The sequence below is a fragment of the Streptomyces sp. NPDC033229 genome, from assembly GCF_055576875.1.
On sequence record NZ_JBVIQR010000014.1, the window covers coordinates 127,929 to 149,897 of the forward strand.

Genomic DNA, 21,969 nt, shown 5'->3' on the forward strand with positions numbered 1-21,969 from the left:
AAACTGGTCAGTTGATCGCGCCGGGCCCACTCACTTTCGCGGCATAAGGCTGCATAGGAGATTCTGATAGCCGGACTTATATTCGCCGGGTCGCCGCCCCCGCCGTGCGTTCCCGGGGGCTGGGAACGTCAAAATGGCGAAGCGCGGCGATACGGCGCGCATGCGGGACTCGGTCGCGACGTCGTGGGCCTGCCGGTCGGCCCGGGCGCCCATCAGGGCGCCGGGCGCGTACCGGCCAAGGCGGTGAGCATGATCTCCCGCACCCGGTCGAGGTACTTCGGCACCCCCGTCGCGGCCTCCGGGGTGTCCGGCATGCTGACCACCAGGTCGGCCCGGTCGGGGAACCAGTTGAACCACAGTGACACGCCACTGGCGTTGTCGGGGCCGGTCAGAACGGTCGCGTCGGCGCTCAGGTAGTCGCGGGCGCCCGGCGCGGTCCGGCCGTCCACATAGGACGCCATGGGCGGAATGCTCGGGACCTCGCCGTCTTCCAGGAGCAGTTCAAGTGCGCGGTGCAGCGGCACGTCGTAGCCCGCGCGGGCGCGCTGGAAGCCTTGCTGTGCGGCGCCGATCGCGTCGGCGAGAGTCGGCGAGGCGGGCAACCGGAACATCAAGGGCGCGAGATTGACCAGCCAGCCGTGCACCTGGAGCAGCCGTGGGTAGGCCCTGGTCGATACGGCGGTGAGCACGCGGTAGACGTCGTTGCCGGTGAACTCCCACTGCGCGAGGGCCAGCGCGGCGAAGGCACCGGCGCCGAACCCACCGCCGTGCCGACCGCAATAGGTACGGAACGCGCGTGCCTCGGCACCGGTGAGCACCGGGTACTGGAGCCGCGTGCCGGTCAGCAGTTCGTCGGTGTCGTTGCCCAGCTCGACGGGGAAGCCGGGGAAGCCACCGTCCCCCGCGGCCAGGAACTCCGACCACGCGGCGAGCTCAGGCGCGGCTGCCGTCAGCGACGCTGAGCGCTCCCGTTCGCGGCGGTTGCAGTCCAGGTAGCCGGGGGCCGGTGCCAGGTCGACCGAGGTGCCGACGCGGGCCGCGTCGTACCGGGCGCGGATCTCGTCGAACAGCAGCGCCAGGGAGTGCCCGTCGGTGTAGGAGTGGTCTATCGCGAAGAACACCGTGGACGCCGTGTCCCGTCGGATCACTCCGGCCAGCAGACCCGGTCGGCCCGTTGTGGTCTGCTCGTCGATCCGCCGGTGCACATAGGCACGCACGTCATCCGCGCTCGTGAGGTCGCCCATGCGCACCGGACGGACCGTGAGGGAATCAGGCGGCAGACGGAATCCCGTCAGGTTCTCGGACTCCGGCTCGTACCAGGTGTGGAACGCCTCGTGCCGGCGCACAAGCCCTTGCCACGAGTCGGTGAGCGCGTCCAGGTCGGCCCGGCCCGCCAGGTCGAACGCCATGGCCACCCAGGGCGACTGCCGTCGTCCGGCGGCGCGGTGGGCGGTCGCCGACCGCAAGTGCGACTCCTGGAAGTGCGAGGCGGGTACGTGATGCGGTGCAGGTGCCCGGTCGGTGGTCAGCTCGAACTCGACCACCTCACCCGGCTCGGGGCGCCAGTCGAGTATCTGGGTCATACGCACGGTAGGTCTCCTCCTTCATGGGGCGGCAGGTCAGACGGGCGCGGGCACCGCTTCGGCACGGTGGCTGTCCACGGCGCGGGCGGCGGCGTGCGCGGCGGCCAGAAGGAAGCGTTCGACGTTCGCGCGCGCCACGACCGTGTCGGGGAAGCGAGTCGAGACGTGCACGCCGCGGTCGCTCCTGGTCAGCCACACGTACACCTCGGCCGGGCCGTGGATCCGGCTGCGCAGCATCGTGTCTTCCTGCCGTGGCGGGGTGCCCGGCACCCGGCGTACGTCGAGATAGGACACGACGAAACGGGGGTGGATCTCCCGGCGCAGCATCCGGCTGATGTGCGGCAGCGAACTGCCCGGGCCCGGCCTGCGGCGCCGCAGTTCGGCGGCGGCGAGGGCGACGGTGTCGGTGAAGACCGCCCCGGGAGCCGTCGGGATCCGGACGGGGTGCAGGCCGACGAACCAGCCCGGTGCCGTCCGCCACCGGTCGGGCCGGGTGTTGGCCAGGCTCACCACGGACAGGTGCCGCTCACCCGCGATCTTCCCCGCGGCGAGCGCGAGGCAGGCGAGCAGCCCTGCGGCGGTGCTGCCTCCCCCTTGTCGTGACGCGGCGGCGAACCTGGTGGTCGCGGGTTCGTCGAGAAGCCAACGGTAGGCGCTGCGCTGCGTGAGCCGGGCCTCGGACGCGCCGAGTGGCAGGGGGAAGGCGGGTGTCCTGTCGTGGGCGTCACAGAGCAGAGTCCGCCAGTGGTCCGCGTGTTCGGACTCCACCGGAAGCCGGTCGACCAGGCTCCGTTCCTCGGCGCCGAAGTCCAGGAAGGTCGGCCCGGGCAGGTGCTCGGCGCGGTCTGCCAGGAGGCCGCGGATCTGCCCCGGGATCATCGCGAGCGTGTAGCCGTCCACGATGCCGTGATCCGCCCCGGCGAACACCGTCACCCCACTCGTGCCCTCGACCGTCGCGAAGACCACGTGCGGCCACCCCAGTGGGGCGGCGCCACGGTCGAAGAAGGCCTCGATCTGTCGTCGGACCGAGGCACCGTCGGCGAAGTCGCCGATGTCCTCCTTCCGCAGCGCGACCGCGCTCGCGGGGAGCGTGCGGCGTACGCACCGCTCGCGGGTCGGCACCAGCCGGCTCCGCAGGTGCTCGTGACCGCGCAGCCAAGCCGAGAACGCCGAACCGATCCGGTGCCGGCTGACCCGGCCCACCCCGAACGACACCCCGACCCAGGCCGGATCGACGTGCCGCGGTCCCCGCGCGGCCGCGGCCCGCACATGGTGCTCGTGGACGAGCGCGGGCGCTCGTGGGTCGTCCGCCCAGGCCGAGTCGGGGGCGGTCGGTGTCCAGAACACCAGTCGGCCGGCGGGAACCGTGCTGTCACCCAATTCTGTGAACTTCAATGTCTCACCGAATCGACAGGGTGCGACGCCGGCCTTGAATCACGATCACGATGCTCTCCTTATGACGCCTCGGTGCGGCCGGCCGAAGCTATCCGGTCGCGATGAAACAAAGATGAAATCGAGCCGTGTCCGCTGGTCACGCAGATCGGGGCACCGGCCCGGGGAAAACCGCTCTTGTTGCTCTTCGGACGCGCTGGTAGCTTCGGCCCCCGTCATTCATTCCGCACCGCGCCGATTCATTGGCCGCGCCGCTGGAGGGTCAATTCATGAACGCACGAGCAGACACCGGATCCTCCCCATTCGCGGGCTGTACGGAACCGTCCTCGGACTACGCCGCACTGCGTCGCGACCCGGAATACGCCGAGTTGAACCGCGCGCTGCTCGACCTGGTCCCGGTCGGCTCCGGACCGTCCGTCCTCGACCTGGGGTGCGGAGACGGAGCCGTCAGCGAGCAACTGCTCCTGCGCGACCCGGCCATGTCCCTGGTCGGCGCCGATCCCGAACCGGACCTGCTCCACGCGGCACGGGCCCGTCTCGGCGACCGGGCCCGATTCGTCGTGGGCGACGCGTCATCGGTCTCCCGGCTGTTCCCACCGGACACTTTCGACACCGTCGTGCTGGCCAATTGCATTCATCTCGTCCCGGACCTCGACGCGGCGCTCGCCGCGATCGGGCAGGTCCTCGCCGGTGGCGGACGCCTGGTGTTCAACTCCGCCTTCTACTCGGGCGCCGAGACCGCGGCCGACCTGCCCCTGTACGCCGACCTGGTCGGCACGGCCCGCAGTGTCGCCCGGACGCGCGGGCTCCCGCTGACCCGGTCGGCCGCCGGTCGGCCCTCGGGGCTGCGCAGGAGCGTCGGGGACTACCAGGCGGCCCTCGCCGCCGGCGGCTTCACCGAAGTGGTCACCACCGAGCGGGCTTTCACCCTCGGCCCGCGCTTTCTCGCCGCATTGTGCTCGACTCCCATGTTCGCCACCGCCGCGCTGCCCGGGATCGACCGGCACACCGCCGCGGAACTCCTCACGGAGACGATGGAAAAGCAATACGAGCGCGCCCCGTTCACGATCACGCGGCGCTGCGTGTACTTCTCCGCGATCCGGCCGTGAACCTCAGAGCTGTGAAATCCTCAGAAAGGGAAGTCCTCATGACCGAGGCATTGAACGTGGTAACCCAAGCGATCATCGGTATCCGGCCGGACCTGGGCGAATCCCAGGTGGCCATCACCCGCGACTCGGCCCTCTTCTACGCCGCTGATCCCGGTCGGCCGGTGCTGGGTCTCGATTCCATGGAGGCGCTCGAACTCATCGCCGTGCTGGAGAAGGAATTCGGGGTCGAGCTGGCGGACACCAGCATCAGGATCGCCGACCTCCACACGGTCGGAGACGTGGCCGACGCGATGTCGGGGGCGCTGTGATGTCCGAGCCGGCGCGCCACCGCGTGCTGGTGACCGGCATCGGCGTCGAGTCGTGCGCGGGCGGCACACCGGACGAGTTGTGGGACGCCCTGGCCGCGGGACGGCCCGCGATCTCGGCGCTGGAACTCGAGCAACCGCTGCCGTGCCAGGTCGGTGGCGTGGTCAAGGGGTTCGACCCCCGCGAGCACATGTCCGCCCAGCAGGTCCGCCGTACCTCACGCTTCCAGCAACTGTTGTTCGCCGCGGCGATGAAGGCACGGGCGGACGCGAGGCTGCGCACGGCGCCGGGGGCGTTGTACGTCGGCACCGGCGGCGGCGGGCTCGACGAGACCGCGCAACTCGTGACGGTTCTGCGCGAGAGCGGGTGGTCGAAGATGAACCGGCTCGGGCTGCTCCGTCTGCTGCCCAACCAGGCGGCCGGGTTCGTCGCCCAGGAGCTGGACATCACCGGCCCGGTCCTCACCCTCTCGACCGCCTGCGCGTCCTCGACGGACGCCATCGCGGCCGGCATGCGCGCGGTGCGTGACGGCACCGCCGACGTGGTGCTCGTCGGCGGCGTGGAGAGCTGGCTGGACCTGCCGTGCCTGGCGTCTTTCTGCTTGCTGGACGCGCTCTCCCGGCGCCCCGCGGCCGAGGCGGTGCGCGCGTCCCGCCCGTTCGACCGTGACCGTGACGGCATGGTGCCGGCCGAAGGAGCCGCCGTGCTCGTGCTGGAGTCCGAGCGGTCCGCGCTGGCGCGCGGCGCGACCGTGCACGGCGAGGTGCTCGGCGCCGCGTCCACCTGCGACGCCCACCACGCCCTGGCCCCCCGGCCCGACGGCTCGGTGGCGGCCAGGACGATCGAGCTGGCCTGCGCCGACGCCGGCCTCGACACCACTGCCGTGGACCTGGTCAGCGCACACGGAACGTCGACACCGCTCAACGACCGGGCGGAAACCGCGGCCATCAAGCGCGCGTTCGGCTCGCACGCGCGGCAGGTGGCGATCACGGCGCCCAAATCGGTCATCGGCCACGCCTGCGGCGCGTGCGGGGTGCTGGAGAGCGTCGGCGTCCTGCTGGCCATGCGCGAGAAGTTCGTGCCGCCCACCGCGAACCTGGAGAACCCCGACCCCGACTGCGACCTGGACTACACCCCCCTTGTGGGCCGGCCCGCCTCGATCGACGTCGCCATCAAGCAGAATTTCGGATTCGGCGGCCAGAACTCGGCGGTGGTGTTCGGCGCCGCGTGACCCCACCGGGCTTCCACCCGGGGCAGCCGGGGGTCGCCACTGTCACGGGGGAGCGGCGCCGTGCGGCCCGGTCGGCTGTCGGGGGACGCGGGGTCCCCGGTAGGTGCGGGCGAGGTGGTCCTGCAGGCGCGCGTGGCGGAACTGGTAGACCGCGCCCGCCTGGCGGAGGACACCCCGCTCGTAGGCGTCCTCGAGGAAGGCGACGACGGACCAGGGCAGCCGACCGGTCAGCGGCAGCCAGATCCGGGAGAGGACCACCCACTGGCCCCAGGCCGTCAGGCTGAGGGCGTAGCTGAGGGCGCCGCCGAGCCCGCTGATGAGGCCGAGCTTGAACGAGGACGTGGTGTTCCACACGATCGGGCCGAGGAGAGCCGGCGAGAGACGCGTGACCACCTCGGCACCGAAGCCGACCAGGATGCCGAATGTGGGGAACCAGACGAGGAGTTGAGCGGCGACCGTGCGGAAGTTGGTGCGCAGGAGGCTGACCGGATTGATGGCGGACCCGATGTCGAGAGGCGTCTCGAGAAGACTCAGAAGGGCGAAGCTGGGGCCGGCCGCCAGCGCGAACACGAGCCCGTAGATGATGCCGTCACAGAGACCGCCCTGCAGGGCGTGCGGCAGCCCGACGTGGCGGAGGATGCCGTTGTGCGCTCCGCGGACGAAGCCGTAGCCGAAGCCGAAGACGAGTCCGCCCAGCAAGCCGATCACGAGTCGGGGGACGGCCCTCCGCGCCTTCCCCGGCCTGCCGGACATCCTCAGGCGCACGCCGGACGGCGCGACCGCTGTGTTCCTGGCCGCGACCATGAACCAGTACGTGGTCCCGAACATGAGCCCGGCGATGATCCCTACGGCCAGCGCGTCCGCGAGCTGGAATCCGAGGGAGTCGAAGAGGGTGCCGACGGCACAGTCGACCAGCCCGGTGACCAGACAGGTCATCAGCGCCGTCACCAGCGTGCGGGTGGAGCGGCGCAGACCTGAACCGAGCCGCCACCACTCCAGATTGGGGCTGTCGAGCCGGGCCAGGTGGTGGGCGAGGTAACCGAGCCAGTACCGGGCGCGGTCCGGGTCGACGTCGCGGCGCGGACCGCTGCCCGGGCGGTGTTCCGGCCGGGGGCGGTAGACGGCGGCCACGAATTTGTCGAGAAGGTGCTCCTCCACCTCACCGGGGCTGCCGAATCGCCGGGTGTCCAGCAGCGAGACCGGGTCGTGGCCGGGGGTGTCGCTGTAGACGGCACGGGCGAGCGTCACCATGAGCGGGGTGGTGAGCACCGCGGCGAGGTTGGCGCCGGCCCGGCTGTGCGGTCGCTCCCGCAGCTCGCTCAGCACCGGGTCCCAGGAGGTCCTGGCGGGATCCCCGCCGCGTGCCTTGCGCGTGGTGCGCGGCAGGTAGTCGGCCAGGTCGCCCGGGGTGAGATCGGTGAGGTTCACCGCCGCGGCGGAGGTGAGCACGTCGGTCTCCGCCACCGCGGCGGCGTACTCGGACGGCCGGCTCGTCAGCAGCAGGGGCAGGGTGGTGGCGTTGAGCGCCTCCAGTGCGGGACGGCGCAGACCGTCGGCGATCTCGTCGAAGCCGTCCAGCACAGGAAGCACCCGGCCGCTCTCGACCAGTGCGGCGGCCAGGCTCGGCCCGGCGGGCCCAGGGGCGGCGAGCCCCGGGTGATCACGCGTCAGTTGGCGGATGAGCCAGTCCCGGAACGTGATGGCGGTGGGATCCCACGAGCCGATGCTGAAGATCACCGGTACGGCATCGGTCCGGGCTCTCGACTTCAGATGGTCCAGGACGAACCGTACGGCGAGGATCGTCTTCCCGGAGCCGGGCCGGCCCAGCACCACCAGCCGTCCGGACGGGATCCGCCGGTATGTGCCCACGATCTCGTCCAGGCGCCCGCTCAGGTCCAGCGGACCGCGCCCGACCCCGGCGGGCAGGCAGTGGATGTTGGCCCAATGGTCGGTCAGCTCCTCGGGCGCCGACCGCCAGCGCACCGGAAGCGGGTAGGGATCGTGGATCTGCCGGTGCTCCTCCTCACGCTGCCAGCGAGCGGCCACCGCCTGCGCGAGCTGCTCGCCGATGCCGTCCAGGGCCTCCTGGAACAGCGAGGCCGGCTGCCCTACGACCGGTGGGACGTGATCGGCCGGGTCGTCCGGCCGCATCCCGTGCCCGGTCCGGCGGATGGCAGCGGCCAAGAGTTCCTCGCGCTCCTCCGCCGCCAGCCCGAGTGCGTCGGCCAGCAGCCGCACCGTGGTCACCCGGGGGTCGGTGCGCTCGCCGGTCTCCAGCCCGCGGAGGGTGCGTACGCCCACTCCGGCGCGTTCCGCCAGGGTCTCCTGAGTCATTCCCGCGTCGTGCCGCAGCCGCCGTAACAGCGCGCTGAACTCACTGGCCACAGGTCACGGCCTCCCCCTCGAATGTGTGTTTCCCCAGGTGGCGGACTTTAGCGTGACGACCGGCCGGATACGGCCGGTCTTCTGGCCTGTCCGTAAAACGGCGCCGGGACCAGCGTCGACGGCATCCGCAGCAGGAAGCAGCCCGGACCGGGAGCCACCATGCCGATCAGCGCGACCACCGCCCAGCCGACCGTCACCGTGCTCAGACATCAGGAGCGCGAGGTGCTCTACGCGGTCGGCTGCGGCCTGAGAGACGACGAGATCGCCGCCGCCCTCGCCATCCCCGAGGAGGCCGTGGCCGGGCACCTCGCACGGATCCTCGTCACCCTCGGGCTGCGCGACCGGGCCGCCGCCATCGTCCACGCCTTCGACTGCGGCCTGGTCGCCCCCGGCCGCGGCCCCCGCAGACGGGCGGCAGGCCCGATGCCACCGACGGCCACCCGCCGCACGCCCGAACCGCGGATACGGATATCGATGCTCGGCCCCATGCGCGCATGGCGCGACGGACAGCCTCTGGACCTGGGGCACCTGCGTCAGCAAGCCGTGCTGACGGCGCTGGCGCTGTGCCCGGGCCGGACGGTCAGCCAGCACGAACTGCTCGACGGGGTGTGGGGGGAGGAACCGCCGAGCACGAACGTGGTGCCGGTGTACATCTACCGGCTGCGCAAGATCCTGCGCGTGGGAGGCAGCCCGGTCGCGGCCATCGAGCGCGATCGGTGCGGCTACCGGCTGCTCCCCGGCGCGGTCGCCGTGGACGTGGCACGCGTGGAGGAGCTGATCTCCGCGGCCGGCACCGCCGAGCGGGCGGGCGGACTGGCCGAGGCGGTCCATGCCTGCTCCCGGGCGCTGGACCTCTTCCGTGGCGAGCCCCTGGCCGGCCTGCCGGGGCCGCTGGCCGAGCTGGAGCGGCTACGGCTCACCGCGCGCAGGGACGCCCTCGTGCAGCGGAAACTCGACTGGCAGCTCCGGTTGGGCCGGCACTCCGAAGCGGTCGCCGAGCTCTCGGCCCTGGCCGGGGCGCAGCCCCTCGACGAATCGGTCGCCGCGATGCTCATGCGCGCGCTGTACCTCAGCGGCCGACAGGCCGACGCGTTGGCCGTGTTCGACCGCACCCGCCGCCGTCTGGCCGATGACCTGGGGGTCTCCCCGGGCCGGGTGCTCCGGCGGACGCACGGGATGATCCTGCGCGGAGACGAATCCTGCCTCGACCTCACCGGAACGACGCGGTGACCGGACCGACGTGGCGCACGCGCAGCGAGGAACTGCTGCTGGCGAGGATCTCGGCAGCAGCCGGCCACGAGCACCTCGGCAAGCGGCGTGCCACCTACGCGGCGGCCGCGTACACGACACGCGCGAAGCCCTCGTGGGCCCGGGGAATCCGCGGTCTGCCGGCCTTTGTCCGGCACGGCGGGCCGACCGCGACGAAAGGGCGCGATGACGCGCGACTGGACCTGTACGCACACGGGCTGACGATTGCCGTCAAGGGGCGGATCCACGTCATCCGCTACGCCGACACCTCCGTATTCCGGACGAGCACTCCTCACCCGCACGGCTCGCCCCCCGTCGGCACCTCCTGCACGCTCACCGACGCCGACGGGAAGAGGGTGGTGCTGCACGGCAGGCCGGAACACGGCGACGCGGCGGAATGGCACTCGGAGATCCAGCGGGGCGTCACCCGCGCCCAACTGCCCCGCGCGCTCGCCGCACTTGACCGAGGCGAACGCCTGTCCTTCGGTGACATCTGGCTGACCAGCGAGAAGATCGGATACGGGGAGGTCTGCGCGCGGTGGCCGCAGGTCCGGCACCTCAGGATCCGCGAGGAGACCGTCGGGCTCGACATCGACGGGAGGTGGCACGGGCCGGGCCCCGGGGTTTCCGGGATCCCGAACCTCTTCGTCCTCAGCGCGCTCGTCGAGCACCTCGGGCCGGACGGCAGGCGCTGACTCCGGCGGTCAGTTGCTGCCCGGCGCCCCGGCGCGAGGGCCGCCGAGCTGTTCTCCGACCCGTGTGACGGTCTCCCGGAGCCAGATGTGCGCGGCGTCCTGGGTGTGTACGGGATGCCACCACAGGGCCTCGTGGACCGGCACCGCCGCGAAGGGGCACTCCAGCACCCGTACGGCGGCCGGGCTCGCCGCGCGCCGGGCCAGCCGTTCCTGGATCATCGCGACACGGTGGGTGCCTTCGACCAGGTAGGGCAGCAGTTGGAAGGTGTGCACGGACACCTCGACGTGCGGAGTGATGCCGATCATGCTGAGCTGTCGGGCCGCCGGTGCGTCGTAAGGGCGTTGGTAGACGGCCCAGGGCAGACGGGCGAGATCGTCGAGGGAGAGTTCTTCGCCGACTTCCGGGTGGTCGTCGGCGACCAGGCACACCCAGCGGTCCTGGAAGAGATCGGCGGCGGGGAGGCCGTCGATGATGCCGTGCGGCATCAGCAGGCCGTCGACCGTACTCAGCACGGTGGCGGGGTTCTCCACGACGGCCGGGCCGGCCTGTTGGAAGGTGACGCGGACGCCGGGCGCCTCCTCGTGCAGGACGCGGCTGAGCGGGGCACCGAAGACGGCCGCTCCATAGTCCGATCCCAGCAGCGTGAACTCGCGTGACGCGGTGGCCGGGTCGAAGTCGGCCTGACTGCTGAAGACGCGGTCCAGCAGATCGCAGGCGGTGGCGCTGCGGTCGCGCAAGGCGGCGCCGAGCGAGGTGAGCGCGTAGGCGTTGCCGACGCGGGTGAGCAGTTCGTCGCCGAAGTGCCGCCGCAGCCGGGAGAGGGCGGCGCTCATCGCGGGCTGGCTCAACCCGACGCGCTCGCCGGCGCGGGTGACGTTGCGTTCCTCCAGCAGTGCGCGCAGCGCGACGACGAGATTCAGGTCGAGTCGGGAGAGGTTCACTACGGTGGTATGCCCTCCGTGGAGATATCCACGCGGCGGATGGTTGCCATAGGGAAGATTGATTTCCCTGATTGTGGTGGGCGGGGCAGAGTGATGCCAACCCGGTAGGAGGCACTCCCGTGGCCAACAACCCCGCAGTCGTCCGTACTTCACGTCCCTTTCGCGCTCGCTACGTTCTCTTCCCCGGGACGCCCTGTGTTTCCGGGCCTGGTGGTGAAGGACCGCGTGCCGGACCTGAGCCGGGTGCTCGACGACGCGCCGCGGAGCGTCCGCGCGTCGAAACCGGAGCCGCCAAGGCCAGGCCCGACGACCCCGAGGACCCGACATGACACACCCGCATCCGCTCACGCGCACCGTTCTCGTGATCGGTGGTGGCACTGCCGGCAGCGCACTCGCCGTCCTGCTGCGCAAAGCGGGCTTCGGCGTCGACCTCGTCGAGGCCAAGGCCGACGGGAACGTCCACGGTTCCGGCATCGCCCTTCAGGGCAACGCCCTGCGGGTGCTGCGCGAGATCGGCATCCTGGAGCGGGCGTGCGAGCTCGGTTGCAGCAGCGACGGCGTCACCCTCCTCACGCCCGACGGAACGGAGGTACTCACCCAGCAGGACGTACGAACCGGCGGTGAGGACCTGCCGGCCACCCTGGGCATGCGGCGCCCCGTGCTGCAGAGGATCCTCATGGCAGCGGTCCAGGAATCGGGAACGCGGGTCCGGCTCGGCTGCACCGTGGATCGGCTGGCGCAGGACGCCACCGGTGTCGACGTGACCTTCACCGACGGCACGAGCGGCCGCTACGACCTCGTGGTCGCGGCCGACGGCCTGAACTCCGCCACGCGCGGGCTCATCGGCATCACCGACAAGCCCGTACCGACCGGCATGGCGATCTGGCGCACTCCCGCGCCGCGCCCGGCCGGTGTCACCCGCACGCACCTGGTGTACGGCGGCCCCGCCTACATCGCCGGATTCTGCCCCACCAGCGACACCACGGTGTACGCCTTCCTCGTCGAGGCCAACCGTGAGCGGGCGTCGATCGACCCGTCGTCGTACGCCGACGAGATGCGCCGTCTCGCCGAGGGGTACGGCGGCCACTGGCCCGGGATCCGCGCGTCGATCACCGACTCCGCGCAGGTCAACTACACCTGGTGCACCCGGCATCTGGTCGAAGGGGCCTGGCACCGCGGTCGTGTCGTCCTGGTCGGCGACGCCGCCCACGCGTGCCCGCCCACCCTCGCCCAGGGGGCCGCCATGGCGCTGGAGGACGCGTCGGTCCTCGCCGAGCTGCTCAGCACCCACGAGGTCTGGGACGACGCATTGCTCACCGCCTACCGCGACCGCCGGATGCCGCGCGTACGGATGGTCGTCGACACCTCGGTCCGGATCGGCCAGTGGCAGTTGGACGGCGTGCGGGACGCCGACGTCTCGGGCCTGCTGGGCCGCACCTCGGACGCACTGAAGGAACTGCCGTAAGCGCTCACGCACCTCCACCCGGAGCCGGTCGCCCGCTGCACGGCTCCGACTCGCCCTGTCGATACGAGCACCGATGACTCCCCGGGCGCCCTGCCGCGCCCCCACCCAGGAGGACCCGACCATGACACCGAACGGACGTCTGCTCACCCACCTGCGCCATGTCGACCTCGCCGTACCCGACTACGCCGAGCAGCTCGACTTCTACGCCGGCGTCTGGGGCCTGACCAAGGTCACCGAGGACTCCGGCATCTCCTTCCTCGCCGCCGAAGGCTCCCCCGAGCAGTACATCGTGCGGCTGCGCGAGGCCGACGAGAAGCGCCTCGACCTCGTCTCCTACGGTGCCGCGGACCGGGCCGACGTCGACACCCTCGCCGAACGGCTCCTCGCCCAGGGAGTGCGGCTGATCTCGCGGCCGGGAAGGATCGATACCCCCGGCGGCGGCTACGGCTTCCGTTTCTTCGACGTCGACGGCCGCACCATCGAGGTCTCCGCCGACGTCGAGGCCCGCCGGCACCGCAGGATCGAGGAGAAGGAAGCGATCCCGGTCCGCCTCTCCCACGTCGTGCTCAATTCCCCGGATCCGGCCAGGACGAAGGCGTGGTACGAGCAGCACCTCGGCTTCGCGCTGAGTGACACCCTCAGCTCCCCGGACGTCGGCGACCTGATTCACTTCCTGCGGATCAGCACCCAGCACCACTCCATGGCCCTCGCCAAGGGCCCGCACACCTCGCTGCACCACATCTCCTTCGAGATGCGCGGCCTGGACGAGTACCTGCGCGGCTCCGGCCGGGTGCTGCGGGCCGGCTTCCGTAAGATCTGGGGCCCCGGCCGGCACCTGGCGGGCGACAACGCCTTCACCTACTTCCTCGACCCGCACGGCAACACCGTCGAGTACACCACCGAGCTCGAAGAACTCGACGAGGACACCTGGCACCCGCACGTCTACGACTTCTCGCAGCCCGAGGTCACCGACCAGTGGGGCACGGCCAATCCCATGAACGAGCTGGTCGCCGAGGAGTCCTTCAACGACGTCGACCGCGGCTGCTTCGTCGCCCCGCCGGTCTGAGCGTCCCGGGGTGCCTGCCCTTCCCCTTTCCGCAGGGCGGTCGATGCGCACTTCCCGCAGGCGCGCCGGGGCGAGGGCCGGTCGATATATCCCTCAAGTCATCACACCGGTCGGGTTCGGCCAGTGCAAGGCAACAAGAACTTGTCCCGAGTTCTAGTGGGTGCGGCCCTTCCTCCCTCCGTGCTCCTCATTCAGGATCAGGTGGCATCCGGAAGCACCCCGTCCGCTTCGTCGCCTTCGCACTCCAATGAGGACTTATGTTGGCCCCACGCGACTCCCAAGCCGCTCCCTCCAGAGGGAGATCCGGTGAAGGTTTCACCGTCCGTGCGCCTCGGGGGCGAGGCGTCCTGGGCGATGACATCTCGCGGTATGCCCGGTGGAAGTCACATCCGACAGCGGATGGGGGAGCGCTGGCCCCTTGAGATTCCGGATCGGTCGTTCCAGCAGCACCTCCGCACGCCCGGCTCCGCAGGACCGGGTACCTGCCCAGGCCATGCGTACCGGACAGCCACAGGCCGCCGAAGCGCCCTTGTCGGATCACGAGATAGGACTCATCAGGACGTCCCTGTCGGTGGTCGAGCCCTTCGCGGGGGAGATAACGGTCTACTTCTACGCGATTCTCTTCGCCCGCTACCCCGAAGTCCGCCCGATGTTCCCCCAGGGGATGGACGCCCAGCGCGATCGCCTCCTGCGGGCGCTGCTGCGCATCGTGGATCTGGTCGACGACCCCGAAAACCTCGTCAGCTTCTGCGGGCACCTCGGTCGCGATCACCGCAAGTTCGGCACCCTCGCCGCGCACTTCCCGGCCGTGGGCGAGTGCCTCCTCGCCACTCTGGCCAGGTTCGCCGGGCCGGCCTGGACCGCGGACATCGCCGCCGCCTGGACGAAGGCATACGGCACGGTCGCCGACGTCATGATCAGTGCAGCCGAACAGGACGAGGCGGTACGGCCCGCCGTGTGGCCCGCCACGGTGGTGCACCGGGTCTCGCGCGGCCATGGCATCGCCGAAATCACCGTACGCCCCCACATGGCCTACGAGTACGCCGCGGGCCAGTACGTGAGCGTCGAGACGCCTTGGTGGCCGAAACGATGGCGCCACTACTCCGTCGCCAACGCGCCTCGCGAGGACGGCACGCTCACCTTTCATGTGCGCGCGGTGGCCGGCGGCTCGGTCAGCGGCGCACTGGTGCACCGAGCGGTGGTGGGCGACGTCATCCGGCTGGGGCCACCCATGGGCAACATGGTCCTCGACGTGGCGGACGACCACAGCGAACTGCTCCTCGTGGCCGGTGGTACGGGTCTCGCCCCGATCCGCGCGCTCGTCGAAGAGGTCGCCCGCCGAGGGGGACGCCGGCAAGCGCACCTGTTCCTCGGCGCCCGGACCGGGGCCGAGCTGTACGGGGTCGACGACATGCTCCGGATGGCGCAACGGCACCACTGGCTGACCATCCGGGGTGCGGTCTCCCATGAACACACCCACGGATTCCGCGGGTCCCTGACGGAAGTACTGGCCGAGTACGGGCCGTGGCACCAGCACGACGTATTCCTCAGCGGCCCGGCTCAGATGGTCGTCTCGGCCAGGGAGGCGCTCGCCCTGGCCGGCACCCGGCCCGATCGCATCCATTACGACCCGTTCGAGACCCCGGTCCTGTCCACCCCCTGAGCTGTACCCGCTCGCCCGCCCTGCCAGGAGAACCTCTCGTGACCTTGCCTCCGCCGACTTTCGGATCAGCGGGTGAGCACCAGTTGCAACAGCAGCTGGGAACCGCCGACCGTGCAGCCCGGTTCTACGATCAGCAGGTGCGTCCCCATCTCACCCCCGAGATGCGGGAGTTCATCGGCCGCCAGGCAATGGTCTTCCTCGCCACCGCCGACTCCCACGGTGAGTGCGATGCCAGCTTCCGGGCCGGGCCGCCGGGGTTCGTCCATGTGCTCGACGCCCATACGCTCGCCTACCCGGAATTCCGTGGGAACGGTGTGCTGGCCAGCGCCGGCAACATGATCGAGAACCCTCATCTCGGCATGCTGTTCGTGGACTTCACCCACCATCACGTGGGGTTGCACGTCAACGGTGTGGCCCACCTCTACCACGACAGGGACCTGCGCGCCATCCATCCCGGTCTGCCCACGGACGTCGCACCCGGGCGCGGCCCGGAAATGTGGGTCCACCTCACCATCGAGGAGGCCTACATCCACTGCTCCAAGTACATACCCCACCTGGAGCCGGCCCCCCGCCCCGCAGGCCGCGACACGGCCCGCCCCAAGGACGCGGACTATTTCACCAAGCCGCATGCGGCGCACTGGCCGAGCCTTCCGTGAACAGGGGGCAGCGTTCCCCGCGCGGCGGAGGCCAGGCCATAGGCCGTGCGTTTTCGGCTTCACGCCCGGAGTACGCCGACCTCCACGTACGGGCAGTGGCTGTCCGCCGTGCGGCCGACGAGGGCGCGGTGTAGGGGCGGCGCGCCGGGGCAGACGTACCGACGATCTTGAAGTCGAGACGTGAGGGGGAGCAGCGGCCATGACCATTCCCGGCCCCAGGGAGCGATCCGGCCGACAGGCCCCTTTCAGTCTGCGTCAACTGGCGCTGTGCTTCGGGCTGATCGCTGCCCTCATCTGCGGGGCGGGTCTGACGGTGCGCGTCATGGCCGCGGCGGCCGCGGACCATCCCCTCAGCGCCCTGGCCGCGGGAGCGGCGCTGTTCGTGGCCGCCACCGCTGTGCTGCGCCGGCGCCATCGCCTACGGCAGGCCGCGGGGGCCCTGTCACTACCGGAACCCGTCGGGGAATACGCGGACGTTCCCGACTCGGCGCCGACCGTTACAGCACCCTCCCCGGTGCCTGCCTACGAGTCGATGAGCCCCGACGAGTTCGAGGAGGCCGTGGCGGAGCTGTGCAAGCGTGACGGGTGTTCGGACGTACAGGTCACCGGCGGTGCCGGGGACCTGGGCGCCGATGTCGTGGCCACCGCGCCCGACGGGCGGCGTGTGGTGATCCAGTGCAAGAGGTACTCCCCGGACCACAAAGTGGGATCACAGGACCTCCAGCGCTTCGGCGGCACGTGCTTCGCGGTGCACGGCGCTCACACGGCAACCGTGGTCACCACGAGCGGGTTCACCCAACCGGGCGCCGAATACGCCGCTCAGTGCGGGATCGGCTGTTTCGGTGCCGAGGAGCTGACCGCGTGGGCCGTCGGCACCGGCCCCAGCCCGTGGGATGCGGAGTGATGGACCGACCGGACCCGCGCGGAGTCGGCCTCATCACCACATGACCGGGCCGGCCTTGTCGAAGAAGCCACCGGTGGGGCCGTCGGCCCCGATGGCGGCCATACGGACAATGATCTCCGCCCCTTCTTCGACACTATTGGTGCCCCGGTGGCCGTTGAGGTCGGTGGCGGTGTAGCCGGGGTCGACGGCGTTGAACCGGATGGCGGGGTACGCCTTGGCGTACTGCGCGGTGACCATGACCAGCGCCGACTTGGAGGAGTTGTAGTCCAGCAGCACCACCTGGAACTCGACGCGGGACGGATCGGCGGTCGCCGCGAGAGAGCCCAGACCGCTGCTGACGTTGACGACGACCGGGGCGTCACTGGCCTCCAGGAGCGGCAGGAAGGCATGCGTGACGCGCACCACGCCGAAGACATTCGTGTCGTAGGTGGCCCGCATGTCGGCCCCGGTGACGTCGCCGACCGGCTTGCCAGCGCCCCCGATCCCCGCGTTGTTGACCAGGACATCGAGGCGCCCGGCCTCCTCGCGGACGAACTCGGCGGCAGCCTTGACGGAGTCCTCGTCGGTGACGTCGATCCGGACGAAGCGGGCGCCGAGCTCCGCGGCCGCCACCCGACCGCGCCGGTCATCGCGTGCCCCGACGTAGACGGTGTGCCCGGCCTCCATCAGGCGGCGGGCCGTCTCGAATCCGAGGCCCTTGTTCGCTCCGGTGATCAGTGTGGTGGTCATGCGCTCACTCCGTTGATCCGGTGGGTCGATGATGCCTCCACCCTCACCGCACCGCGCACGAACAGGCAGTACCCGCCTCTGCCTGTGGACTGCCAGTACCAGGCTGTCCGGGCGCGGTGGCCGGATACTGGGGGCGTGAAGGAATCCGGAGAACTGGGCAGGGCACTGCGCGGCTGGCGCGACCGTACGACCCCCGCCGCCGTCGGACTGCCCGTCGGCGGGGTACGGCGCGCCGCCGGGCTGCGACGCGAGGAACTGGCACAGCTCGCCGGTCTGTCGGTGGACTACGTCGTCCGTCTGGAACAGGGCCGGGCCACCTCCCCGTCCCCGCAGGTCCTGTCCGCGCTGGCCCGCGCCCTGCGGCTGAGGGCGGTGGAGCGGGAGCACCTGTATCTGCTCGCGGGCCAAGCCGCGCCGGGTCCGGGGCAGTTGTCGACTCACATCCCCCCAGGGGTGCGAAGGCTGCTGGACCAGTTGGGAGGCACCCCGCTCAGCGTGCACGACGCCGCCTGGAACCTGATCCTGTGGAACCCGTTGTGGGCCGCCCTGTTCGGGGACGCGTCCGGGCAGCGGGGCCGCGAGCGCAACGTCATCTGGCGCCACTTCGCCGGCCTGCCCAGCCGGGTCAGTCACACCACCGAGCAGGAGGCCCGGTTCGAGGCGGCCGTGGTCGCCGATCTCAGAGCGGCGACCGCCCGCTACCCCGCCGACGCCGGTCTGCGCTCCCTGATCAGGGACCTGCGGGGCACCAGCGACCACTTCGCACGGCTGTGGGACACCGGCATCGTGGGCGTCCACGAGGCGGACGCCAAAACCGTCTACCACCCCGAGGTCGGAACTCTCAGCCTCGACTGCGACGTCCTCATGGTGCCCGGCAGCGATCTACGCATCGTCGCCTACACCGCCGCCCCCGGAAGCGACGCCTGCGACCGGCTGAGCCTCCTCGACGTCATCGGCACCCAGACCATGACCGAGCACAGCGCCCCGGCAGCGGTCGGCGCACGCCGCCCCCTGAGTGCTCCGGCCGGTGCCGTCAGGGGAAACGCGGCTCGGCGGTCATGGTGAGGCCCTTGGGGTGGGTGGTGGCCGCGGCCACTTCACGGACGGGGACGCCCGGCCGGGCGCGCATGCGCCAGCGGGAGCAGATGACGGCCAGGGCGATGGTGATCTCCGTCAGGGCGAAGGCATCGCCGATGCACTTGTGGACGCCCGCCCCGAACGGAACGAAGGCGCCCCGGGGGCCGGCTCCGTCCCGTTCGGGGAGCCAGCGGTCCGGGTCGAAGAGTTCCGGGTCGGGGAAGTGCCGCGGGTCGCGCTGGAGGGCGTAGGGGCTGTAGACGACCTCGGCGCCCTCGGGGAGCGTGACATCGCCCAGCCGCACCGGATGGAGGGTGCGGCGCAGGATGAGCCAGGGCGCGTGCAGCCGTAGGGTCTCGGTCACGACCCGGCTGGTGTAGGGCAGGGCACAGAGGTCCTGCCACGTCGGGGGCCGGCCGCCCAGGACGGTGTCGAGTTCTTCGTGCAGCCGCTTCTCCGCCTCGGGGTGGCGCCCGAGCTCATGGAGCGCCCAGGCCACGGTCGCGCCCGTCGTCTCCACACCGGCGAACAGGAAAGTGATCACCTGATCGCTTATCTGCTGGTCGGTGAGGGCGTCCCCGTCGTCGTCACGGGAGTCCAGCAGCAGGGTCAGCATGTCGGCGCGCCGCTGCCCGGGGGCGCGGTAGGTGGTGATCGTCTCGTCGATGACCCTGTTCGCCACCGTGATCGCGCGACGGTAGCGGCGGTTGCCGGGAGTGGGGAGCTTCTCCCACGCCGTGGGCAGCAGGGTGCGCAGGACCGCGCCGTGGAAGAGGGTGAGGATGCTCTCCCTGAACTCCGCGGCGGCCCGCGGGGTCATCTCCGTGGCGAACAGGCAGGCCGTCACAGCCGTCAGAGCCATGTCGTTCATGGCACTGTCGACGGAGATCTCCTGTCCGGGCCGCCAGTCGGCCACCGTGTTCTCGGCGGCGGTCCGCATCGTGTCGGCGTACTCGGCGATGCGGTCGCGGTGAAAGGCCGGCTGGATGAGCCGGCGCAGCCTGCGGTGCTTGCGCCCGGAGGTCGTTCCGACTCCCTCGCCGAGGAACTGGGCGAGCTTCTCGTAGACGCGGCCCTGTGTGAAGTCGTGGTCGCTGGTGACCAGGACCCGCCGCACCAGCTCCGGGTCGGTGATCACGTAGGCGGGCATGTGGGCGATGCGCACCTTGACCACGTCACCGCGGGACGACAGGGAGGTGATGAAGGGCAGCGGGGCGCGCAACAGGGGAAGGACGTGACCGAGGCCCGGGAGGGCACCGGGGGCCGGCGGGAGGACGGGGCTCTCAGCGCGTCGGGGCATGGGGATCTCCTGCGGTCGCGGGGTCGGCGAGCGGTGCGGGTCGGGGTCGTGCGTACCGGCGCATGAGCGGTACCTCGCAGTACCGGTACAGCAGATGGGCGGCGAGCAGGGACAGCGCCACGATGCCGAGGACGAGCATCGTCCCCGCGACGACCCCGAACTTCCGCTCGGCGCCCAGGACATGACGCACGATCATGATGATGGGGTAGTGGACGATGTACAGGGCGTACGAGGACTGCCCGAGGGCGATCAGGCGCGGGCGCCGGAGGACGGACGGGCGGGCCGCGAGGTCCTTCCCGGCCAGTGCGGGGATGACCAGCGCCAGCGGTACGCACAGCGCGGCGCCGAAGACGAAGGTCGCCGGCAGCACCGGGACGAGGGCGAAGGCGGCCACGGCAAGCCCGATGAGCACCGGGCGGCGCATCTCGATCCAGCGGCCCTCCTGCACCAGCCGGGCCGTGAGGATGCCGAGGGTGAACTCCAGCACCCTGACCGGCGGGAACGCGTAGACGAACCACAGCTGGGTGCCGTTGAGGGGCAGCCAGTCGTACAGCGTGGGCCCGTTGACGAGCAGGCTCACCAGCGCCATGAGGGGGATCGCCGCGGCGACCGCACCCCACCAGCGCCACAGGCGCGGTGCGGCGATGCGGCGGACGGCCGCCAGGAGGAAGGGGAAGAGCAGATAGAAGAACGCTTCGCACGAGATCGACCAGGCGGGCACGTTGGGGCCCACGTAGTAGTGCTCGTCCGGTACCCAGTTCTGGATCAGGACGAGGTTCGCCAGGGCCGAAGCCGGTTCGACGTCGGTGGGTGTGGCCAGCATGCCCGTCGTTCCGGCCGTGGTCATGAGGAACACCACGGCGACCAGCCAGGCGACCACGTGATTCGGCACGATCTTCCAGAACCTGCGTCGCCAGAACCGGCGCCTGGGCTCGTGCTGAGGGGCCGACCAGGTCAGGATGAAGCCGCTGAGCAGGAAGAAGGACGCGACCGCTCCGGTGGCCAGCGGGAGGGTGAGACCGAGGAGGTCGTGAAGCCGCTTGTCGCGGTAGACGGAGGAGATGAAGGCCGCGTGGCAGACGAGCACCACGAGGGCCAGGACGAAGCGGTAGCCGGTGAGACTCGGCAGGTCCCGGGGAGGGGAGGAGGAGTCCGGCGCCGCCGGACCGGGGGAAGCCGCGGGCATGACGTGTTCCCTTCGCCGTCCGTGCCCCGTCATTCGCCGAAGTGCTGCGGGCCGGTCACACCGAGGTCGGGACTCTCCACGTGGTACCGGCCGCAGGTCAGGCTCCAGTCCTGGTTGCCACGGGTCCACGCGGCCAGCGCGTCGAGGTAGCGCCCGATCCGCGGGTCGTCGTCGGTCTGCCGGAGCCGTCGGCTCAACTCCTGGAAGTCCGCGAGTTCCCGGTCGTGGTAGGCGACGGCTCGTCCGATCGCCTCTTCGGGGGTGCAGCCGTGATGCTGTGCGAGGACGGTGATCAGGTTGATGGCACCCGGCCAGTGCAGTTCGCGGAGCCCGGAGAGGATGTCGTTGATCCAGGAGTTCACCCGGCTCGCCGAGAGGGCGAGCGCCTGGAGCTCCGGCTCGCTCCACCGGGAGCCGGGCAGCGGGAAGCCGCCCGCGGTCTCCAGGAGCACGAACATCACGGAGCGCAGGGCGATGCTGGATTCGCGGAGCGCGATGTACTCCTCCAGGGAGGGCATCGCGCGGTGGGAGAGGTAGACGACCTCGGCGCCCGCCCCGGTGAAGTATTCGTGCAGGCCGGAGAGGAACCGCTGGAAGTGCTCCGCACCGGCGTGCCGAGCGGTGCGCGCGCACAGGTCGTGCAGGGCACGGATGTAGGGGTCGTCACCCGGTGGGGCGTCGGGGTCGTGCAGGACCCGCAGACAGCGGAGGGTGTGCCGCGCGCAGTCCAGGAGCCGACCGTCCTCGGCGGCGCGCTCCATGTACTCGTCGTCCTGGAGGAACAGCCAGATCATCCAGTCGCAGGCCAGTTGGGCGCCTTCGAGGCTCGCGTACGGGTACGTCAGGGCGGCGAGCCGCCCGAACTGGGCGGCCCGGGCGGCTTTCTCCTCGGCCGCGTCGCGAATGAAGCCGAACTGCCACATCCACGCGATGGCGGACTCCTCCAGGCGCTCGGCGGCCGGGTGGACGGCAGGGGGGAAGGGGCACCGCAGTCGCGGTACCGGTATCTGCAGGGACTGATCGAGCATGACG

19 protein-coding genes are annotated in these 21,969 nt (G+C 70.9%); 11 read left to right on the forward strand and 8 right to left on the reverse strand.

The features are described from left to right. Positions 1 to 212 precede the first annotated feature (212 nt). Both ACZ53N_RS15285 and ACZ53N_RS15290 read right to left on the reverse strand, forming a co-directional pair. Positions 213 to 1,583: a condensation domain-containing protein gene (locus ACZ53N_RS15285; RefSeq protein ID WP_469141322.1), complete on the reverse strand. Its 1,371-nt coding sequence runs from the start codon at positions 1,581 to 1,583 to the stop codon at positions 213 to 215. A 36-nt stretch (positions 1,584 to 1,619) separates the two neighbouring features. Beyond that, a complete protein-coding gene (locus tag ACZ53N_RS15290) occupies positions 1,620 to 2,963 on the reverse strand; it encodes a condensation domain-containing protein (protein WP_469141323.1) in 1,344 nt (447 codons plus the stop codon). A gap of 281 nt (positions 2,964 to 3,244) precedes the next feature. Here ACZ53N_RS15290 and ACZ53N_RS15295 point away from each other — a divergent pair, with 281 nt between their 5' ends. The 3 genes from ACZ53N_RS15295 to ACZ53N_RS15305 are packed head-to-tail and all read left to right on the forward strand — an operon-like array spanning position 3,245 to position 5,621. Beyond that, on the forward strand, positions 3,245 to 4,084 hold the full coding sequence (locus ACZ53N_RS15295) for a methyltransferase domain-containing protein (protein ID WP_469141324.1): 840 nt from the start codon (positions 3,245 to 3,247) through the stop codon (positions 4,082 to 4,084). A 38-nt stretch (positions 4,085 to 4,122) separates the two neighbouring features. Continuing rightward, complete coding sequence (locus tag ACZ53N_RS15300; protein WP_469141325.1) at positions 4,123 to 4,392, forward strand: acyl carrier protein; 270 nt, start codon at positions 4,123 to 4,125, stop codon at positions 4,390 to 4,392. Next, the gene (locus ACZ53N_RS15305) at positions 4,392 to 5,621 is read left to right on the forward strand and encodes a beta-ketoacyl-[acyl-carrier-protein] synthase family protein (protein ID WP_469141326.1); all 1,230 of its coding nucleotides are present in this window, start codon (positions 4,392 to 4,394) and stop codon (positions 5,619 to 5,621) included. Before ACZ53N_RS15300 ends, ACZ53N_RS15305 begins: the two co-directional genes overlap by 1 nt. Before the next feature lie 42 nt (positions 5,622 to 5,663). On the opposite strand, the gene ACZ53N_RS15310 is transcribed toward ACZ53N_RS15305, so the two are convergent. Further along, positions 5,664 to 8,006, reverse strand: a complete 2,343-nt coding sequence (locus tag ACZ53N_RS15310) for an NACHT domain-containing protein (protein ID WP_469141327.1) — start codon at positions 8,004 to 8,006, stop codon at positions 5,664 to 5,666. Positions 8,007 to 8,165: 159 nt separating this feature from the next. Between ACZ53N_RS15310 and ACZ53N_RS15315 the strand changes: the two genes are divergently transcribed. After that, on the forward strand, positions 8,166 to 9,236 hold the full coding sequence (locus ACZ53N_RS15315) for an AfsR/SARP family transcriptional regulator (RefSeq protein ID WP_469141328.1): 1,071 nt from the start codon (positions 8,166 to 8,168) through the stop codon (positions 9,234 to 9,236). Then, positions 9,233 to 9,949 (forward strand): DUF6585 family protein, encoded by a 717-nt coding sequence (locus ACZ53N_RS15320; protein ID WP_469141329.1) that lies wholly within the window; start codon positions 9,233 to 9,235, stop codon positions 9,947 to 9,949. The genes ACZ53N_RS15315 and ACZ53N_RS15320 overlap by 4 nt, the downstream gene beginning before the upstream one ends. Positions 9,950 to 9,958: 9 nt before the next feature. On the opposite strand, the gene ACZ53N_RS15325 is transcribed toward ACZ53N_RS15320, so the two are convergent. Continuing rightward, positions 9,959 to 10,891, reverse strand: coding sequence for a LysR family transcriptional regulator (locus ACZ53N_RS15325; protein ID WP_469141330.1), 933 nt, complete (start codon positions 10,889 to 10,891; stop codon positions 9,959 to 9,961). Between the two features lie 325 nt (positions 10,892 to 11,216). Between ACZ53N_RS15325 and ACZ53N_RS15330 the strand changes: the two genes are divergently transcribed. The 5 genes from ACZ53N_RS15330 to ACZ53N_RS15350 all read left to right on the forward strand — a co-directional run bounded on the left by ACZ53N_RS15330 (position 11,217) and on the right by ACZ53N_RS15350 (position 16,645). Next, positions 11,217 to 12,356, forward strand: a complete 1,140-nt coding sequence (locus ACZ53N_RS15330; RefSeq protein WP_469141331.1) for an FAD-dependent oxidoreductase — start codon at positions 11,217 to 11,219, stop codon at positions 12,354 to 12,356. A 121-nt stretch (positions 12,357 to 12,477) separates the two neighbouring features. Continuing rightward, positions 12,478 to 13,422 carry a VOC family protein gene (locus tag ACZ53N_RS15335; RefSeq protein ID WP_469141332.1) on the forward strand — a complete coding sequence of 315 codons (945 nt, stop codon included), beginning with the start codon at positions 12,478 to 12,480 and terminating at the stop codon, positions 13,420 to 13,422. Positions 13,423 to 13,915: 493 nt separating this feature from the next. Further along, positions 13,916 to 15,085 carry a globin domain-containing protein gene (locus tag ACZ53N_RS15340; protein ID WP_469141333.1) on the forward strand — a complete coding sequence of 390 codons (1,170 nt, stop codon included), beginning with the start codon at positions 13,916 to 13,918 and terminating at the stop codon, positions 15,083 to 15,085. A 38-nt stretch (positions 15,086 to 15,123) separates the two neighbouring features. Continuing rightward, a complete protein-coding gene (locus ACZ53N_RS15345) occupies positions 15,124 to 15,741 on the forward strand; it encodes a pyridoxamine 5'-phosphate oxidase family protein (protein WP_469141334.1) in 618 nt (205 codons plus the stop codon). Between the two features lie 199 nt (positions 15,742 to 15,940). Then, positions 15,941 to 16,645, forward strand: coding sequence for a restriction endonuclease (locus ACZ53N_RS15350; RefSeq protein WP_469141335.1), 705 nt, complete (start codon positions 15,941 to 15,943; stop codon positions 16,643 to 16,645). Between the two features lie 33 nt (positions 16,646 to 16,678). Here ACZ53N_RS15350 and ACZ53N_RS15355 read toward each other — a convergent pair whose 3' ends face one another. Next, the gene (locus ACZ53N_RS15355; RefSeq protein WP_469141336.1) at positions 16,679 to 17,374 is read right to left on the reverse strand and encodes an SDR family oxidoreductase; all 696 of its coding nucleotides are present in this window, start codon (positions 17,372 to 17,374) and stop codon (positions 16,679 to 16,681) included. Between the two features lie 135 nt (positions 17,375 to 17,509). On the opposite strand from ACZ53N_RS15355, the gene ACZ53N_RS15360 reads away from it, so the two are divergent. Further along, positions 17,510 to 18,439, forward strand: coding sequence for a helix-turn-helix domain-containing protein (locus ACZ53N_RS15360; protein ID WP_469141337.1), 930 nt, complete (start codon positions 17,510 to 17,512; stop codon positions 18,437 to 18,439). Here the strand turns inward: ACZ53N_RS15360 and ACZ53N_RS15365 are convergent. Genes ACZ53N_RS15365 through ACZ53N_RS15375 form a run of 3 tightly spaced genes read right to left on the reverse strand, consistent with a single transcriptional unit; the run spans position 18,408 to position 21,965 of the window. Continuing rightward, positions 18,408 to 19,751, reverse strand: coding sequence for a cytochrome P450 (locus ACZ53N_RS15365; protein ID WP_469141338.1), 1,344 nt, complete (start codon positions 19,749 to 19,751; stop codon positions 18,408 to 18,410). The two genes, ACZ53N_RS15360 and ACZ53N_RS15365, sit on opposite strands and share 32 nt — an antisense overlap. Continuing rightward, positions 19,735 to 20,937: an acyltransferase family protein gene (locus ACZ53N_RS15370; protein WP_469141339.1), complete on the reverse strand. Its 1,203-nt coding sequence runs from the start codon at positions 20,935 to 20,937 to the stop codon at positions 19,735 to 19,737. The genes ACZ53N_RS15365 and ACZ53N_RS15370 overlap by 17 nt, the downstream gene beginning before the upstream one ends. A 29-nt stretch (positions 20,938 to 20,966) precedes the next feature. Beyond that, complete coding sequence (locus tag ACZ53N_RS15375) at positions 20,967 to 21,965, reverse strand: terpene synthase family protein (protein ID WP_469141340.1); 999 nt, start codon at positions 21,963 to 21,965, stop codon at positions 20,967 to 20,969. Between the last annotated feature and the right edge of the window lie 4 nt (positions 21,966 to 21,969).